Genomic DNA, 14,418 nt, shown 5'->3' on the forward strand with positions numbered 1-14,418 from the left:
GTGCGCCCAGTCCATTTGAACCCCCAGGCGACTACGGTCGGGTCAGCCGATCCGTCGCGCCTTTCACGGTCGCCTTTATTTCCCCGAAGTCACCGTGATCCGCCAGGATACTTCTCGCATTTGTCTCGAATTCGCCTGGATCGAGATTCCGCAAGGCCACGGCGCTGGCCCGCCGCACAGCACTAAATTCGGTCTTGTCTGTCATCAGCTCCGACAACAGATTCTTGGCGCTTGGATCTGATCCAAGAACCCGGGCAGCCTGCTCACGCGTATGAACATCGGTGCTGCTTTTGAGGAGATCGCGCGCCAGAGTGGAGATCGAGCCATGATCGTCGCGCGCCAGCAGGCCGAGCGCAACCGCCGGAGATACCAGGGCAGTGCCTGCCCCCTGCAAGCCATCCATCAGCTTCTGCCGGGCGAAATCATCCTTCAGGTTAGCCAGGATATCGAGTGCCGAATGCCGCAACTCCGCGTCGTCGGCGCTCGTAGCGGCTGTGCGCAACGCAGCGAGATATTTTGCGCGGTATGGAGCAAACCGGGCGCCGAGGAAGGTGCCAGCCTGCAGAAATTGAAGCGCAACCAGCCGGGCTTCCTCATCCAGCTTGGGGTCGGCAAGCTGCTTTATGGCCTCGTCCCAGTTCTCGCCGGAAACAGCCGCGCGAATATCCGGAGTATCCGCCCCGACCACGACTTTCGCACTGAAGTCGGAAACACGGGCATTGGATGCAGCCTTGGCGTTGAGTTCGGCCTCGACTTGACGGCGATACTCTTTGACGTTCATGCCACGATCGCTCCCGCATTGAGTTCGAACGGAACGTCATCGTAGTCGAAGCCAAGCGATTCCGTTCCGTGAACACCCTGGTAGTCTACCATGTCGGCGACTTTTGGGTGAGGACCTGGAAGCGTCCCGGTGCGCGCGGGAGGAAACGAGCCTCGGGGCGGTGGAAACGTTGGCCGAGGTGGCTTTCTTGATCCATTCCAAGGCCACATCGTATCGCCGAGCTTGTGCCCAAGATCGTTTGGCGGCCGCTTCGGCCCGGCGAGCGAGTAGCTATCGGTGCTGTTCACATCGTGACGCCGATTCAACCACTGCCAGAACGCCCACAGCCGGTCCACATTGGCATGGAGCAGAAAAAACAAAGGATCCTTGGCGGCTGTCGGCACAGAGCTTATTGGGCCGCGAAAGCTTGTATGGGCGTTGCCGTGGGGGGCGCCTTCCAGATCTCGAAAGTCGGCATAGCTGGTGCCGAGCTTCATGGTGTCATCCTGAGAGATTACCCAAGGCTGCGGCCCTGTCGGCGTCGGCACACTCTGCGGGGGAGCGTTCACGATGTTGTATCGCGGCCGGCGTTCAATCGGATCGGAGCCATCCGTTTTCCAAAACTCCAGCGGATGCCCGTTCGGGAACTGGATGACATCGCCTGCCATCGGATTTTGCGGCGGCATTCCCAGGAAGGCCGGTGCAAAAAGGGCCGCGGCTGGTTCGTCGAAGCGCCAATATGGGAGCGCTACCGTATCATCAACATCTTGGAGTTCACGCTCCAGGTCGAGAAGATAGGCCCGATGCCACGGCGGAAATGCCGGGAAGCCATGTGCCTCATCCGCCGACAATGCGACATGCATGTCACGAAAGGCCTTAAAAGGGCCAAGTCCGGCATCGTTGAGCTTGCCGATAGCCAGCAGGAAACGGTCCCGCTCCGCGGCCGTGAGCTTTACAGCGTTCTTGCGGACCCGCACCATCAGCTCACGCCGGCCAACGCTTGCTCCGGCGGCAACGGCTTCAATAACGGCGTCGCCGTAGCCGAGGCTCGGCTTTTGAAACTCACCGGCAACCCAGAAGGTGACCTTTGTGCCGTTTGTTGGCAGTCGCAGTTGTAGCTCGCTCAGCCCAGCGTCACTGCGGGCCTTGTCGAATACGACACGGCCTCCGTTTGCCGACCCGCCATTGCGCAAGGTCACATCGACTTCGCCGACCGCCCCCTCGGCATTTGTAATCTGTGCCGTTGCGGCAACTGGAGTCCAAGTCAAGAAAGTACGACCGTTCGGTTCAGTCGTGCTCAATTTTATTTCTACAATCATCCGACACCGTTGAGTGCGCAAGACTTCGATAGAACTACACTATCCCCTAACTTAAAAATTACAAACCCCTTCTTGCATACCTCGAAGCAGCGAGGGTCAAGGTCTACCGCGGCAGCGTCGCGGGAATTTCATTTCCCCAGATGACCGTTTTGAGGATCGATTTGGCTTTCCATTTCGGCAGCGAGTTGTCATTGGCTCGTTTGCCAAATGATCTCCCGAGAGAGTTCCCGACCACCATGGCCTTCCGCCTTTTTGTTCCCATTCTTGCCGGCGCGACGCTGCGCGAGCGTCTCGTCGCCTGTATCGGCGCGACGATCGGCATTGCGCTCACCGGGGTGATCGCCAGCCTCGTGCTCGGCAACGGTCCGCACGTGCCGTTGCTGGTGGCGCCGATGGGGGCGTCGGCGGTGCTGCTGTTCGCGGTGCCGGCCAGTCCGCTGGCGCAGCCATGGTCGATCATCGGCGGCAACACGATATCGGCACTGGTTGGCGTGATCGTGGCGCATTTCATCCACGAAACCGCCCTTGCCAGCGGCATCGCGGTGGCATTGGCCATCGCCGCCATGTCGTTCACGCGCTGCCTGCATCCGCCAGGCGGAGCGGCCGCGCTGACCGCGGTGCTGGGTGGGCCCGCCGTCATCAGCGCCGGCTTCCTGTTTCCATTCGTGCCGGTGGCGTTGAACTCGATCCTGCTGGTGGCGCTCGGCTACGGCTTCCACAGGCTGGCCCGGCGCAATTATCCGCATGTGCCGGCTGCAGCACCTGCCAACAGCCACGGCACCGTCGATCCACCGGCACAGTCGCGCGTCGGCTTTCGATCCGAAGACATCGATGCAGCACTTGGCGCACTCGACGAGACGTTCGATATCGATCGCAACGATCTCGACCGACTGCTGCGGCAAGTCGAATTGCAGGCGATGGTGCGCGCGCACAAGACCCTTCTGTGCGAGGATATCATGTCGCGCGATGTGATCTCGGTCGACGCGCACACCTCGGCCGACGCGGCGCGCCAATTGCTGCTTGACCATAACATCCGTACCTTGCCGGTCGTCAACGCCGAGGCAAGGCTGGCAGGCACCGTGGGGTTGCGGGAACTGACCCTGGCCTCCGGCACGGTTGGATCCGTGATAACGCCCGCGGCGACAGCAGCCGCCGGTTTCACCGCCATGGGTCTGCTGCCCGTGCTCACCGACGGCCGCAGCCATGCCGTCATCATTGTCGACGACGACAAGCGGATTCTCGGGCTGATCACCCAGACCGATCTCCTGGCGGCCACGGCGCGCCTGCAGGCTGCCTGACAAGCCTTCACTGGGGCGGTAGGGTAGCTGCCGCCGGACCCGGCGAAAAATCTTCGGGAACCTTTTGCCGGCAACAGCGTCCAATCTCTCGATCGGGGTTCCGGTCCGGAGATTGGGTTGAGGAAACTGGCCATGCCTGCTGTGTTGACGGCCGTGCCTTCTGCTGCGTCAGACGACATGCAGCTCGTCCGGCGGGCGCTGGCACGTGACGGCGATGCCTTCCGCAGCATCATCAAGACACACAATCAGCGGCTCTACCGGATCGCGCGCGGCGTCGTGCGCAATGACAGCGAGGCCGAGGACATCGTCCAGGAGGCCTACGTCAAGGCCTTCGCCCATCTCGATGCGTTTCGCGGCGATTCCTCGCTTGCCACATGGCTGTCGCGGATCGTCATCAACGAGGCGCTCGGCCGCCTGCGCAAAAGGCGCAGAACTGTTGCACTGCCGGAAAATCCGCAAGCCGAGATCATCCGGTTCCCTCTCAACCCCAGCGACGATCCGGAGCGGACGATGGCGCAACGGCAGATCCTGCAACTGGTCGAACGGGCCACAGACAGCCTTCCCGATGTCTACCGGACGGTGTTCGTGGCGCGGGTGATCGAGGGGCTGAGCATCGAAGAGACCGCCGATCTTCTCGGCGTGCGGCCGCAAACCGTCAAGACGAGGCTGCACCGCGCCCGCACCCTGGTGCGCAAGGCGCTGGACGACCAGATCGGGCCGGTGCTGCTCGATGCCTTCCCCTTCGCCGGCCGACGTTGCGAAAGGCTGACCAGCGCCGTCATGCAGCGACTCGGGCTCGAAAGCTGACCTTCACCGGATTCAGTTGATTTTGGCGGGAACGTTTGCCGCCGACCAGCATCAAATGACCGTCAACCGAGAAACACTGTCCGGGGCGATTTCAGCGTCCGGACGAAGGAGATGCCATGTCTATCCGACACACTGCCGCGCTCGCCGCCCTGCTGCTGCTTGGCACTGCCCCGTTCGCACAAGCCGCCGACAAGCCAACCGATCCGCAGATCGCCCACATCGCCTACACGGCCGGGGTCATCGATGTTGAAGCGGCCAAGCTGGCGATCGAGAAGTCAAAGACCAAGGCGGTCGTGGATTTCGCCAACGACATGGTGCGCGACCATGAAGCCGTGAATGTGCAGGCGCTCGACCTGGTGAAGAAACTCAAGGTCACGCCGCAAGACAACGCCACCAGCCAGGGGCTGAGCAAGGCGGCCGCCGAGGAGAGGGCCAAGCTCGCCAAGCTCGACGGCGCTGCCTTCGACAAGGCCTATGTCGACAATGAGGTCGCCTACCACAAGCAGGTCAACGGCGCGCTCGAAACGCTGCTCATTCCGTCGGCCAGCAATGCCGAACTGAAGAGCCTTCTGGAAACCGGCCTGAAGATATTCCAGGGCCATGAGCAGCATGCCGAACACGTCGCCGGCATGCTGAAGTAAGGACCGGGGGCATGCCAAAACGCCATCTGTGGATTGCGTTGATGCTGGCCGCCGGTATCGTTCCGGCGAAAGCTGAAACCATCCAGGTCACCATCGACAGGCTGGTGTTCTCGCCAGCCACCGTCGAGGCGAAGGTCGGCGACACGATCGAGTGGGTGAACAAGGATGTGTTCGCCCACACGGCCACCGTGAAAGGTAGCTGGGAGGTGATGATCCCGCCGAAGAAATCCGCAAGCCTGACATTGAAGGCCGCGGGACCGGTCGACTATTTCTGCCGCTTTCACCCCAACATGAAAGGCCGCTTGGTGGTGGCGCCCTGATCCAGCGCCAATGAGACCCGCCTGGCCTCATCCGGCCGGCTGATGTGCGTCCACGAGCCGTCATAGCCCGGCTCGCGGCGTGCGATCCAGGCATCCAGCCCTTCGCGCAGATCGGCGGTCGGGGCCATGCGGGCGAACTGCTCGGCCTCGACCAGCAGGCCTTCGGCGATGCTCTGGTTGAGGCCGCGCGCCACCGCCGTGAGGATGCTGGCGATCGCCAGATCGGAGTGCCGCAGGATACGCCTGGCCAGGCCGATCGCGGCCGGCATCAGCTCGGCATGCGTCACAACCTCGTTGACGAGACCCAGCTCAAGCGCCCGCGGCGGCGGAAACCAGTCGCCCGTCAACAGCAGTTCGAGCGCCCGCTTGCGCCCGGCAAGCCTTGGCAGGCGTTGCGTTCCGCCAAAGGTCGGCGGCATTGCCAGGTTGATTTCCGGCTTGGCGAACAAAGCACGGTCACTGGCGATGGCGAGCGGCACGGCCTCGGTGATTTCGCAGCCGCCGCCAAAGGCAATGCCGTTGACGGCAGCGATGATGGGCTTGCGGAAGGCCTCCAGCCTCGCCGTCAGCCGCTGCCCGCGTATAACGAAGTCCCGCATCGCGACATCGACGCCAAGCGCCACACTGGCCGCGAACTCGGGGATGTCGCCGCCCGCCGAAAACGCCCGCTCCCCTGCTCCGGTGAGAATGACCGCCCGAACGCCGTCGTCGACTTCAATGTCGTCGAGAGCCGCAAGCAGGCGATCGATCAGGGCATAGTTCAGCGCGTTGAGTTTCTCCGGCCGGTTGAGGGTGAGGATGGCAATCCCATCCCTGGTTTCGTTGAGGACAAGATCGGTCATTGGCTCTTCCTTCTCCATCATGGTCATGGCCGGAAGACTATGCCCTTCGTCGCTTGTGTATATTCACTAGTCGGTATACATAGGTTCATGCCTGACACGCAAAGCCCTACCCGCAAGCGCATTGTCGATGCAGCGACCAAGCTCTTCTATGCCGAGGGAATCGGTCGCGTCAGCGTCGATGCCGTTGCCGAGGAAGCGGGTCTCACCAAGCGGACGCTCTACTACCATTTCAAGAGCAAGGACGACCTCATCGCCGCCTATCTCGATGGCCGCGACCAACCCAACCTGAAGCGGATGGCCGGCTGGTTCGATGCTGCCGAAGGCAGCGCGGATCGCAAGGTCGAGGCGATCTTCACCAATCTGGCGAGAGCCGCCCGCCATCCGAAATGGAAAGGATGCGGCTTCCTGCGCACGGCCGCCGAACTCGCCTCGATGCCTGGACATCCGGCGATCAAGGCCGGGTCGCGGCACAAGTCAAATTTCGAAACATGGCTGGCTGGCGCGCTGTCGGACCACGGCGTCGCTGAGCCGCAAACCTTGGCCCGCGAGATCGTCGTGCTGATCGACGGCTCCTTTTCGATCATGCTGATCCACCGCAACCCCGACTACATCGAGGCGGCCGGCCGCGCCGCGGCGACGCTTGTGCGGGCGCGCATTTCAAGCAGCCAGGTCTAGAACCCAAACGCCAACCATGCGGTGCCGGCCGCCAGCGTTATCAGCGTCAGCGGCAAGCCGACCTTGAAGAAAGCGCCGAATGACAGCGGCGTACCGGCGGCCCGTGCCTGTTCGGCGACGATCAGGTTGGCGACCGAACCCAGCAGCGTGAAATTGCCGGCCAGCGTCGAGCTCATGGCGACGACCAGCCAGGCGCGCTCGGGATTTTCGAGACCGGGTATGAAGGGCCGGAGCGCCAGCACGGCCGGGACATTGCTCATGATGTTGGAGAGCACCGCGGTGAAGCCGGACAGCCGCCAGACATCATCCAGCCCGAGGTTCCTTGCCGAGGCGATCATGTCTGATGTGAGAAGTGTCTTTTCGGCGCCGGCGACAACCACGAACAGACCGGCGAACATGAACAGCAACGGACCGTCGATCTCGCGGTAGATGCGTTCCGGCTTGATGGCACGGGTGAGCAGGAGGATGGCGCCGCCGATGAGCGCGGCCTTGGCGACTGGCACGCCGGCGAAGAAGGCGATTGCCAGTCCGACGCAGACCACCACCGCCTTCAGCACCTGCCCTCTATGCATGCGGCCACGCGAAACCTCGGGCGTCAGTTGGACCGTGCGGGCGAATTCGGCCCGGTAGACGATGCGGATGATGATGACGACCGCGACGAGACCGAACAGGGCGACCGGAGCGAGCGCCGCCGAAAAGGCCGGATAGGAAATGCCCGACAGCGCGCCGATGACCATGTTTTGCGGATTGCCGGTGATGGTGGCGACGCTGCCGCAATTCGACGCGGTGGCGGTGGCGATCAGATAGGGGATCGGGTTGCGCTTGATCACACGGGTGACGTGGACGACGATCGGCGCCATGACAAGGCAGATGGCGTCGTTGACCAGGAAGGCCGACAGCACGCCGGTCAGCAGCGTCACCATCACCAAAAGCATGAAGGGCGCGTGGGCGTGCTCGATGGCAATGGCGCCAAGGCCGCGAAAGGCGCCCGACACTTTCAGATGCGCCACCACGATCATCATGCCCAGCAGAAGAGTGATGGTGTCGAAATTGATCGCCCGGTAGGCATCCTCCATGCTGAGCGCGCCGATGGCGATCATCGCGGCGCCGCCGAGCAGCGCGATCCCCGCCCGGTCGAGGCGCAGGCCGGGGATGCGGCCGATCGCGACGCCGGCGTAAGTCAGGACCAGGATCAGCAGTGCCGCCGCGCCCATCAATGTCATCGTCAAGAAGTCCTGCTCAGTCTGTGGCGCGCCGCTGCCTGTCGGCCTCGATGGTTCGTTTGCATGCCAGCTTTAGCGTGATGTGGAGATCGATGACAAACACGCCGGGCATGTTGTTGCGCCGAGGGTATCCGCGGAGCCCGGCGGATGACGTGCCGCTAGCGCAGATAGAAATCCAGCCGCTGTCGAAACGCCTGCGAGGAAAACAGCTCCTCAACGGTCCGCCGCGCCTCGCGCCCCACTGTCGCCCGCAGCCCCGGATCGGCTTTGAGATCGGCCAGGATCCGTGACGCTTGTTGTGTCGTCTCGAACAGAAAACCGTTTTCGCCATGCCTGATATGGTCAGCGTAGCCGCCATGCGAATGACAGACCACAGGCAAACCACAGGCCATCGCCTCGAACACCACGCGACCGAACGTCTCGACGTGCGAGCCGGTGCGATAATAGAACACGTCAAGCGTCTGCAGGAACTCTTCAGCCGCAAATTGGCCCTGCGGCAGGAGTTCGAGTTGCCGATGCGGCGCGAGTTTGTCCGCGAGCAGCATCCCGCCCTGAATCCGCACCTTGGCGCCCTCCGCCAGCAATGCTTCATAGAGCGGCACATCGTCGGCGTGATGCTTGTCAGGTGCGTCGCGGCTCAACCGCCCCACCGTGAACGGACCAGCCGGTCGGACCAGCCGTGGCGAAAAACGTCCGATCTCGATCGGCGACGGATGCACGACACCGTCGATTTGCAGCATGCGCCGTTGAAAGTCGGAAATCAGCACCAGCTCGGCGGCGGGCCAGCCCAGCATAGGTGGCATGCGCGTCGTCAGCGCGATGACTTTCGGATGAAAGGTGTTGAAGACATAGATCAGCCGGCGCGGTCGCGGGATCAGGTAGGGCCACACCTTGTTGCGCCAATGCGCGCCGAGAAAGACGTAGGTGCCGCCGTCCGGCACGTTCCGCGTTAGCGGCGAGATGCGGCGAATCGGGAATTGCCGCATCAATTCGCCGGACACCCTGGAGGTGGTTGCCCACAGACGCACCTCGGAGTCGGCGCTCAACAGCCGGTACAGTTCCAGGGCTTCAAGGTCACTGCCGCCAAAGGGGTTCTGAAAGCCATTGAACAGATGGAGCATGGTCGCTGCGCTTTATTCGCCTGGCCGGCTGTTTGCTGCTGGTGCACAGGCTAAGTCAATTACGGGGCGATCAATAACCGCTAAGTAGTCGATCTGTTGCTCAAATACATCAACCCGCATCTCGCACGCGTTCCCGTCCGCCTCGCTTGCTCGTCGATCACGCAAGGGGGAACTCGCCGGGTTCGAGGTCGACGGGTCCAGACCTATGACAGTGTCTCCAGAACCTTCTCTTGATGGCGAAGGACGAGACAGGCGCGAGCTGTTAGGTTAAGCCCGCGCCTCCGGGGCATGGAAGATCGTTCCGGGTCAAGTCCAAAGCAGTACTAAAATCGGCACATAGCCTTTGGGGGCATCAATGAAATGCATGGTCATCAATCTCGATCGGTCTCCCGATCGACTTGCCCATGTCACGGCTGAATTCGCGAAGATTGGTGTTTCGTTCGAGCGGATTCCTGCCGTGGACGCGTTGCATCGACCGGAATTTACCGCAACTTCACCGAATTTGACCCCCCACGGAAACGGCTTGCCTCATGAGCCACAAGGTTTGCTGGAAAATCATCGCGGATGGCGACGATGCCTTTGGCGCGATCTTCGAGGACGACATCCTGCTGTCCGAAGTGGCCGGCCCTATCCTCTCCGACGATGGATGGGTTCCGGCCGACGCCGATATCGTCAAGCTGGAAACGTACTTAAAGAAGACGGTCATCGCGATGAAGCGCACTTCCGTCGGCGGTCCGTTTTCAGTGGCCAGACTATATGGGTTCCACATCGGATCGGCCGGTTACATCCTTTCGAAGCGAGCAGCGCGCGATCTGATCACCCGAAGCCTCGATGCGCCCGCCGATCATTTTATCTTCGATCCGTCGCTTCCGACGTCGTCGAGCAAAGCGATCTACCAACTCTTACCCGCGCTATGCGTGCAACATGATCGTGTGCGCGAGAAGACCCCCGGATTGACCAGCCTACTTGGTGAGGAGCGGCTGGTGAAATCTGGGGCAAATTCTGCTGCAAAGAGGAGCCCGACCGAAAAGCTCGTGGTCGAAACGAGGCGCATAGGTCGGCAGATATTCGATATCTGCCGCTTCAGGCGCGAGCAGACCATCTCTCTGGCGTGACGTCGGGAAAGCGAAAGCGCCATCTGCGCGACGACCTGTCCCAACCGTGCCGGGACGCGACGGTTCGAGGTTGCGACGACCGTCTTTGCCGTCAATGCACCGTGGCGACGCTGGGCTGAGGCACCGGAGTGGCGCCCGCCGGATCGAAGCTGACCTGATCGCGTCCGTTCGACTTGGCCGTGTAAAGCCTTCTGTCGGCGGCGGAGAAGATCTCCTCATAGGTGATCGGGCCGGTAAAGCTCGTGCCGCCGATGCTGACGGAAAGCGGGCAAGGTCTGCCGCCGGGCGAAAAGTCCATCTCCCGGATGCGCCGGCGGATGCTTTCGGCAACCACCCAGGATTGGGAGGGATCGACGCCTGGAAGAAACACGCCGAATTCTTCGCCGCCGATGCGGCCGACAATATCGCCGCCACGCAATTGCCCTTTGATGGCCTGCGCGATCAGCTTGAGCGCCTGATCGCCGCAGTCATGGCCCAGGCGGTCGTTGATCAACTTGAAATGGTCGGCGTCGATGATCAGCAGCGCCCCCGAGCGGGGCTGCTCCTGCTTGCGGGTCTCTTCGAGATAGGCTTCGACCAGCATCGAGAAGGCGCCTCGGTTCAGCACCGCCGTCAGGCTGTCGGTCGCGGCAACGACGCTGAGGTCGCGCTGGGCGATGGCCAGCTGGCGAATCTTCCACATGAGGAAAAACAGAAACGAGCCGCCCAGCCCCAAAGGCAGCATCAGATCGGTCATCTGCGCCCGCCACACGGCCTCGGGCGAAAGATAGGGGAAGTTGAAGGAATCGACGAAGAATGCCACGGCAATGAAGAATGCCGTACCGGCTACCGTGACGGCGATCACCCTGCCCCAGCTCGTCGGCGACAGATCGAGCTTCATCGCGTTCAACTCCGTTAGCCGCCGCTACTATGACGAACCAACGCAAACAAATTGATAAGACTTTCCCTCCAATTCAATATCGGGCCCTCCAATTCAATATCGGGTCGATATCGGGCGGCATAGCGCCGAGCGCAGGCACCGCAGGTCACTGGCTTTGCGGCAGGATCGCTTCACGGGCAAGCCGCTGTTGGCCAGCCGCGACAGATGCTTGCGCGCGCGGACGCCGCAGGACGGCCGCTGAAAAGGCGGCCATCCTGATTCCCGGCTTGAAGGTTTGGACCAGGCTGCTGGCAGAGCAAGCGGCGCTCGAAGCCAGACCGCCCGCCCTCAGTTGAGTGTTGGTTCACCCAGCGCGTCGACGACAAAGGATGCCGCGATCAGGTCGTCGGCATCAAGGCGCAGCGAGCCCTCGCCGCCTCCCATGAGGGAAGCCACTTTCTGAAAGGTCTTCAATTCGTATTCGGTAATCCGGGCGTCCAGCATCCTGGCCTTGAGATCGGCGATGCGCCGATCCAGGGCCGAAGATATTCCTATTTCTCGGTTCGACATTGCAACACTCCTCCCCACCCGTGTTTGCCTCCCACCGATTCGCTTTTTGTATGAGGCTTTTTGTATGAGGCTTTGCGAATACAGGCGCCGAAACGCGCCGTGCGCGGGAAAGGTTCCGAAAAGGCCGAGTCACGAAATAATACGAGGAACGTGGTCGCGGCCAACCACCGAGGTGCCGCCATGGGTCGCGCGCCCATTCAACGAATGGCAAAGCCAAAGCGCTGATTTTTTCTCAAACTTATATGTCCAGAATGGACCTGAAATTATTGGCGATCCCGACAGGATTCGAACCTGTGACCATCGGCTTAGAAGGCCGGTGCTCTATCCAGCTGAGCTACGGGACCGCTGGCCGGCCGTTGGGCCGGCTGGATATTTTGGCGCTGGCCGCCGTTCAATGCGTCCAGGGCGTCCTGCGGTCATAGCGGAAATTCTCCGCATAGGAAATCTGGCGGCGCTTGGTCTCTTTCGGCTCTTCGACGCGAAAGGCGAGCCCCTCCTTTTCGGCGTAGGCCACCGCCTCTTCCCTGGTGTCGAAGGTGAGCCTGATCTGACTTCTCATGTCGCCCGACGTGGTGTAGCCCATCAGCGGGTCGATCTTCTTGCGCATCTCGGGGTCGAATTCCAGCACCCAGTGGCCGGTCTTGGCCTTGCCGGACTGCATCGCGGTTTTGGCTGGGCTGAAAATGCGCGCGGACATGACCACCTCGTTATTGTGCAAGGCAGCATCGCCACCCTCCGCCCGTCATTACTGCGCAATGCGCACGGCGGCAAGGTTTTTGCACTTGCCATGCAGCACCGAAATGAATAGGCAACAGACCGTTCGGAGTGTAGCGCAGCCTGGTAGCGCATCTGGTTTGGGACCAGAGGGTCGGGAGTTCGAATCTCTCCACTCCGACCATCCTCTCCCGGATATGCAATATCGATAGCCATTGGCACGGTCGCGTGGCCACCTTGCGTCGCTTCCACTCCAGCCCGCCGTCACCATTTCAAGCTCGCTTCCGTCGCCATTGCCGGCTTAGACTTCGGCAAACAGGGGGTTTCAGATGCTTGGGATCGATGCTTGGGTGTCGCTGTTCGGACCGGCCTACTTTGCCTATGCCGGCATAACGGTTCCATTCATGGTGACGTGGGCGATTGCCTGCGCCGCGCTGGCGATGTGGAACAACCGGGAAAGCCGCAGACAGGTCAGGCAGGGCCCAGGCGCCGTCGTCTCCCGCTCCTGGCCTGCCAGTATCGGCATGTTCGTGCTGGTCGCCGCCGGCTATATCGCCGCCCACTCAGCCGTCTACCTGGTGGTCCGCCATTTTGCCAGAATGTGGCTGTGAGACTGGCTGAGTTCACCGGCCAGACAACAACATCTTCCGGCTCGCGACGTTCAATAAACACCTTCGATGTCGGTCTTGGAAAAATCGGCTCCGACATAAAGTAGGCGGCAAGCGTGCTCCTTCGCCACTTCATAGGAGAAACAATCGCCGAAATTGAGCGCGGCGGGATGGATACCCTTGCCCCACTGCGCGTAGGCCTCGGCGATGCGCCGGGCTGACGCCGGCGTCACTGCCACCACTTCGAAACCAAGCCCGTCAATCAGGCCAGACATCTCGGCACCGACGCCACGATGGGCCGCCACGATCAGCGCCTCGGCGACAGTGCCGGCGGAAATCAGGAGGTCGTTCTCGGCTTCGAGCACGGCCATGCAGGCGTCGGCCTGCGGTTCATCGAGCATGATCGCCATTAGCGCCGAGGTGTCGACAGCGATCATTCGGGCATGCCGTCATCGCCATAAAGGAAATCCTGGCTGCGGGCGGCAGATGGCCCGACCTTAGCCTTGGAGGCGCCCGCCGCACGCGCCGCTTCCATGAGGGCCCGGCGACCTTTCCTGTCGGGCATCGTCTTGATGGGAACCAGCCGCACTGCCGCATGGCCGTGACGGGTCAGTATGACCTCGTCGCCTGTCTCCGCGCGGCGCACCAGTTCGGTCAGTTGTCCCTTGGCATCGGTGACGGATATTTGCATCGGTCGCTCCATAGACCATTGTCAGAACATATCATAAAATAGACCATCGAATGGTCCGCTTCAACAGCCAAGGTTATTGCTTGATGCACCTGGCGAGGTTTTCCGCGCTTTAGCAGGGTTTCGTTTCTTGCTAAGCCTGAAAGCCTCTCCCTAAATCTCGAACTCGCCCTGTCCCTCATCCATGGCGTTGACGGTTTCGGCGGCCAGCGCTCGCGTGATCGGCGTCTTGCGCTCGAGCGCGGTACGATCCAGCCTTTCCACCACGCGCATGGCCGTCGCCAGCGAGCGCTCGATGCGGCGCACCAGATATTGCACGACATGCGGCTCGACCTCGACCTGGCGGTCGGCGAACAGCTTGGTGATGACACCGGCGAGCAGGAGATCGTCGGGCTCATGGATCTCGACCGTTGCCGCCGCCTTCAGCCGCGAGGCGAGATCAGGCAGCCTGACACCCCAGGCCGACGGGAAGCGGCGCGCCGTCAGGAGCAGTGTGGAGCCTGCTCCCCGCACCGCATTGATCAGATGGAACAAGCCGTGTTCATCGACCGTCCCGGTATCGATATCGTCGATCAGTGCCGGCCGGGCACCGAGATTGGCGATGCTGTCGCCAATGCGTCCGGCGTCGACCGCCACCGCGCTGGCGCGCGCGCGCCATATGGAGGCCAAATGTGTCTTGCCGGAGCCGGCGGGACCTGCCAGCACCACCACCGGCGAAGGCCAATCAGGCCAGCGGTCGACCAAGGCCACCGCCTGGCTGTTTGTGCCGGAGACGACGAGGTCGTCGCGCGAATAGCCGGTGCCATGGCCGAGATCGAGCGGCAACTGGCGTGGCGGGTCGGTTGGCTGGGCAGTCAC

At 62.0% G+C, this 14,418-nt stretch carries 18 protein-coding genes and 2 tRNA genes; 8 read left to right on the forward strand and 12 right to left on the reverse strand.

Annotated features, from left to right (window positions below):
• Nucleotides 1-31: 31 nt before the first annotated feature.
• Both HB777_17035 and HB777_17040 read right to left on the reverse strand, forming a co-directional pair.
• Nucleotides 32-781 (reverse strand): hypothetical protein, encoded by a 750-nt coding sequence (locus HB777_17035; protein QND65438.1) that lies wholly within the window; start codon nt 779-781, stop codon nt 32-34.
• Nucleotides 778-1,740, reverse strand: coding sequence for a tyrosinase family protein (locus tag HB777_17040; protein QND68799.1), 963 nt, complete (start codon nt 1,738-1,740; stop codon nt 778-780). Before HB777_17040 ends, HB777_17035 begins: the two co-directional genes overlap by 4 nt.
• Before the next feature lie 575 nt (nt 1,741-2,315).
• Here HB777_17040 and HB777_17045 point away from each other — a divergent pair.
• The 4 genes from HB777_17045 to HB777_17060 all read left to right on the forward strand — a co-directional run bounded on the left by HB777_17045 (nt 2,316) and on the right by HB777_17060 (nt 5,145).
• Complete coding sequence (locus HB777_17045; protein QND65439.1) at nt 2,316-3,377, forward strand: HPP family protein; 1,062 nt, start codon at nt 2,316-2,318, stop codon at nt 3,375-3,377.
• 132 nt (nt 3,378-3,509) lie between these two features.
• The gene (locus HB777_17050; GenBank protein QND65440.1) at nt 3,510-4,184 is read left to right on the forward strand and encodes an RNA polymerase sigma factor; all 675 of its coding nucleotides are present in this window, start codon (nt 3,510-3,512) and stop codon (nt 4,182-4,184) included.
• Nucleotides 4,185-4,300: 116 nt separating this feature from the next.
• The gene (locus HB777_17055; GenBank protein ID QND65441.1) at nt 4,301-4,825 is read left to right on the forward strand and encodes a DUF4142 domain-containing protein; all 525 of its coding nucleotides are present in this window, start codon (nt 4,301-4,303) and stop codon (nt 4,823-4,825) included.
• Between the two features lie 11 nt (nt 4,826-4,836).
• Nucleotides 4,837-5,145 (forward strand): cupredoxin family copper-binding protein, encoded by a 309-nt coding sequence (locus HB777_17060; protein ID QND65442.1) that lies wholly within the window; start codon nt 4,837-4,839, stop codon nt 5,143-5,145.
• Here the strand turns inward: HB777_17060 and HB777_17065 are convergent.
• The gene (locus tag HB777_17065; GenBank protein QND65443.1) at nt 5,106-5,987 is read right to left on the reverse strand and encodes a crotonase/enoyl-CoA hydratase family protein; all 882 of its coding nucleotides are present in this window, start codon (nt 5,985-5,987) and stop codon (nt 5,106-5,108) included. The genes HB777_17060 and HB777_17065 overlap by 40 nt on opposite strands.
• Before the next feature lie 87 nt (nt 5,988-6,074).
• Between HB777_17065 and HB777_17070 the strand changes: the two genes are divergently transcribed.
• Nucleotides 6,075-6,662, forward strand: a complete 588-nt coding sequence (locus HB777_17070) for a TetR/AcrR family transcriptional regulator (GenBank protein QND65444.1) — start codon at nt 6,075-6,077, stop codon at nt 6,660-6,662.
• On the opposite strand, the gene HB777_17075 is transcribed toward HB777_17070, so the two are convergent.
• Both HB777_17075 and HB777_17080 read right to left on the reverse strand, forming a co-directional pair.
• Nucleotides 6,659-7,885 (reverse strand): anion transporter, encoded by a 1,227-nt coding sequence (locus HB777_17075; GenBank protein QND68800.1) that lies wholly within the window; start codon nt 7,883-7,885, stop codon nt 6,659-6,661. The two genes, HB777_17070 and HB777_17075, sit on opposite strands and share 4 nt — an antisense overlap.
• A gap of 158 nt (nt 7,886-8,043) precedes the next feature.
• Nucleotides 8,044-9,006 carry a glycosyltransferase gene (locus tag HB777_17080; protein QND65445.1) on the reverse strand — a complete coding sequence of 321 codons (963 nt, stop codon included), beginning with the start codon at nt 9,004-9,006 and terminating at the stop codon, nt 8,044-8,046.
• A 530-nt stretch (nt 9,007-9,536) separates the two neighbouring features.
• On the opposite strand from HB777_17080, the gene HB777_17085 reads away from it, so the two are divergent.
• On the forward strand, nt 9,537-10,121 hold the full coding sequence (locus tag HB777_17085) for a glycosyltransferase family 25 protein (GenBank protein QND65446.1): 585 nt from the start codon (nt 9,537-9,539) through the stop codon (nt 10,119-10,121).
• Nucleotides 10,122-10,212: 91 nt separating this feature from the next.
• Here HB777_17085 and HB777_17090 read toward each other — a convergent pair whose 3' ends face one another.
• The 4 genes from HB777_17090 to HB777_17105 all read right to left on the reverse strand — a co-directional run bounded on the left by HB777_17090 (nt 10,213) and on the right by HB777_17105 (nt 12,247).
• Nucleotides 10,213-11,001, reverse strand: a complete 789-nt coding sequence (locus HB777_17090; protein QND65447.1) for a GGDEF domain-containing protein — start codon at nt 10,999-11,001, stop codon at nt 10,213-10,215.
• A 327-nt stretch (nt 11,002-11,328) separates the two neighbouring features.
• Nucleotides 11,329-11,550 carry a hypothetical protein gene (locus HB777_17095; GenBank protein ID QND65448.1) on the reverse strand — a complete coding sequence of 74 codons (222 nt, stop codon included), beginning with the start codon at nt 11,548-11,550 and terminating at the stop codon, nt 11,329-11,331.
• 267 nt (nt 11,551-11,817) lie between these two features.
• Nucleotides 11,818-11,894 (reverse strand) — tRNA-Arg (locus HB777_17100).
• A 47-nt stretch (nt 11,895-11,941) separates the two neighbouring features.
• A complete protein-coding gene (locus HB777_17105; GenBank protein QND65449.1) occupies nt 11,942-12,247 on the reverse strand; it encodes an ETC complex I subunit in 306 nt (101 codons plus the stop codon).
• A 124-nt stretch (nt 12,248-12,371) separates the two neighbouring features.
• Here HB777_17105 and HB777_17110 point away from each other — a divergent pair.
• Together HB777_17110 and HB777_17115 are read left to right on the forward strand one after the other, a co-directional pair.
• Nucleotides 12,372-12,448 (forward strand) — tRNA-Pro (locus HB777_17110).
• A 145-nt stretch (nt 12,449-12,593) separates the two neighbouring features.
• Nucleotides 12,594-12,875, forward strand: a complete 282-nt coding sequence (locus HB777_17115; GenBank protein QND65450.1) for a hypothetical protein — start codon at nt 12,594-12,596, stop codon at nt 12,873-12,875.
• Nucleotides 12,876-12,925: 50 nt separating this feature from the next.
• On the opposite strand, the gene HB777_17120 is transcribed toward HB777_17115, so the two are convergent.
• The 3 genes from HB777_17120 to HB777_17130 form a co-directional block, all read right to left on the reverse strand.
• Nucleotides 12,926-13,309, reverse strand: coding sequence for a type II toxin-antitoxin system VapC family toxin (locus HB777_17120; protein ID QND65451.1), 384 nt, complete (start codon nt 13,307-13,309; stop codon nt 12,926-12,928).
• A complete protein-coding gene (locus HB777_17125; protein QND65452.1) occupies nt 13,306-13,563 on the reverse strand; it encodes a type II toxin-antitoxin system prevent-host-death family antitoxin in 258 nt (85 codons plus the stop codon). Before HB777_17125 ends, HB777_17120 begins: the two co-directional genes overlap by 4 nt.
• A gap of 150 nt (nt 13,564-13,713) precedes the next feature.
• Entirely contained in the window at nt 13,714-14,418 is a 705-nt protein-coding gene (locus tag HB777_17130; protein QND65453.1) for a hypothetical protein, read from the reverse strand.

The sequence above is a fragment of the Mesorhizobium loti genome, assembly GCA_014189435.1.
Lineage (GTDB): Bacteria > Pseudomonadota > Alphaproteobacteria > Rhizobiales > Rhizobiaceae > Mesorhizobium > Mesorhizobium loti_G.

Excerpts from the sequence above, each read along its gene's own strand:
- HB777_17035 (QND65438.1), bottom strand. The coding sequence starts at position 781 with ATGAACGTCAAAGAGTATCGCCGTCAAGTCGAGGCCGAACTCAACGCC.
- HB777_17040 (QND68799.1), bottom strand. The coding sequence starts at position 1,740 with ATGGTGCGGGTCCGCAAGAACGCTGTAAAGCTCACGGCCGCGGAGCGG.
- HB777_17045 (QND65439.1), top strand. The coding sequence starts at position 2,316 with ATGGCCTTCCGCCTTTTTGTTCCCATTCTTGCCGGCGCGACGCTGCGC.
- HB777_17050 (QND65440.1), top strand. The coding sequence starts at position 3,510 with ATGCCTGCTGTGTTGACGGCCGTGCCTTCTGCTGCGTCAGACGACATG.
- HB777_17055 (QND65441.1), top strand. The coding sequence starts at position 4,301 with ATGTCTATCCGACACACTGCCGCGCTCGCCGCCCTGCTGCTGCTTGGC.
- HB777_17060 (QND65442.1), top strand. The coding sequence starts at position 4,837 with ATGCCAAAACGCCATCTGTGGATTGCGTTGATGCTGGCCGCCGGTATC.
- HB777_17065 (QND65443.1), bottom strand. The coding sequence starts at position 5,987 with ATGACCGATCTTGTCCTCAACGAAACCAGGGATGGGATTGCCATCCTC.
- HB777_17070 (QND65444.1), top strand. The coding sequence starts at position 6,075 with ATGCCTGACACGCAAAGCCCTACCCGCAAGCGCATTGTCGATGCAGCG.
- HB777_17075 (QND68800.1), bottom strand. The coding sequence starts at position 7,885 with ATGACATTGATGGGCGCGGCGGCACTGCTGATCCTGGTCCTGACTTAC.
- HB777_17080 (QND65445.1), bottom strand. The coding sequence starts at position 9,006 with ATGCTCCATCTGTTCAATGGCTTTCAGAACCCCTTTGGCGGCAGTGAC.
- HB777_17085 (QND65446.1), top strand. The coding sequence starts at position 9,537 with ATGAGCCACAAGGTTTGCTGGAAAATCATCGCGGATGGCGACGATGCC.
- HB777_17090 (QND65447.1), bottom strand. The coding sequence starts at position 11,001 with ATGAAGCTCGATCTGTCGCCGACGAGCTGGGGCAGGGTGATCGCCGTC.
- HB777_17095 (QND65448.1), bottom strand. The coding sequence starts at position 11,550 with ATGTCGAACCGAGAAATAGGAATATCTTCGGCCCTGGATCGGCGCATC.
- HB777_17105 (QND65449.1), bottom strand. The coding sequence starts at position 12,247 with ATGTCCGCGCGCATTTTCAGCCCAGCCAAAACCGCGATGCAGTCCGGC.
- HB777_17115 (QND65450.1), top strand. The coding sequence starts at position 12,594 with ATGCTTGGGATCGATGCTTGGGTGTCGCTGTTCGGACCGGCCTACTTT.
- HB777_17120 (QND65451.1), bottom strand. The coding sequence starts at position 13,309 with ATGATCGCTGTCGACACCTCGGCGCTAATGGCGATCATGCTCGATGAA.
- HB777_17125 (QND65452.1), bottom strand. The coding sequence starts at position 13,563 with ATGCAAATATCCGTCACCGATGCCAAGGGACAACTGACCGAACTGGTG.